General features: G+C 58.5%; 1 protein-coding gene. It reads left to right on the forward strand.

The genetic code is table 11. From position 1 onward, the window contains the following. The first annotated feature begins 418 nt into the window (after positions 1-418). Positions 419-751 carry a hypothetical protein gene (locus H5U08_RS19645; RefSeq protein WP_297037125.1) on the forward strand — a complete coding sequence of 111 codons (333 nt, stop codon included), beginning with the start codon at positions 419-421 and terminating at the stop codon, positions 749-751. Positions 752-1,053: the final 302 nt, after the last annotated feature.

Here is a 1,053-nt window from a genome sequence, read left to right on the forward strand (position 1 = left end):
TCTGGGAACGACACGCTTGTGACCTCCGCTTTTCGCGCCACATCGGCCGGAGGCGTTCCCACGGGCTTATCCTAAGGGGCTACCCATTTAATGCGCCCGATAACTGTTGACGCGGGATGCCAAAGCGTTGGACGTATAACCACCGCCGGTAGGGGCGGTTCATGAATCGCCCGTTGCCACGTATTTGCAGTCGGTTCTTTTGCTCGGGAAACGCGGTCCATGAACGGCTCCTCCACGGGGAACCGCGATAAAACATGGCTTTTCCTGACCCCACGGGCTTGCCATGAGCCTCAGAACGGCTGCACGGGTGAAAGGCTGAATGTCACCCTGATACCGATGTTGACGAGAATGCGGAAAGTGCTGAAGATGGAGTGTTGATGCGCAATCATGGCGAACTGCACGACAAGGGACATGCAGGATGTTTCGACTGCGGGTCTTACTGGCTTTGACGACAATACTTTTTCTGACGATCGTGTCGCTTGCAGCCGTGCTTTCGGTTGCTGAAGTGCTGGCCGCGGTGGGAAACCCGGCGGCCGCCACAACTTTTCGCTACATCGGCCTCGGTGTGGGATGCGTCGCGGGAATCACGTTGACGGTTCTCGTCTTCTGGATTTCCGTGATCCTGATGGGGGAACTGATCCGGGGAGAATCCCCTGCCGACAAACCACTCTCGGAACAGGAAGCAGGTGAGACCAGTGCCGATCTCGAGGGAGCTGAGGAAGACCTGGACTCGCAGGATGAGCTATCGTGAAGGACCGGGCTGGGTAGCCCCGGCGTTTGACGCAAATTTCATGGCCGAATTGTGCCGTTTCACCCGTGCATTGTGCTACGGTGCTGCGATCGCTCCCGACGCATCGCTCAAAGGGTCCGAACGCCGGCTTTCCGTTGGTTGCCCGCGGTGATCGCGACGTTGCCCTACCCCCCAGTCGGTCATGCTGGATATTGACTGTGGTATCTCGTGCCGGACCTTGTGAGACTGTCAAGCCGCGCGTCGGGGTCGGATGCCCGTCATTGGCGATTCCGGCCGAGAAAGAGGAATCTTGCCAGAGGTAG

This window comes from Thermogutta sp., assembly GCF_014359955.1.
Lineage (GTDB): Bacteria > Planctomycetota > Planctomycetia > Pirellulales > Thermoguttaceae > Thermogutta.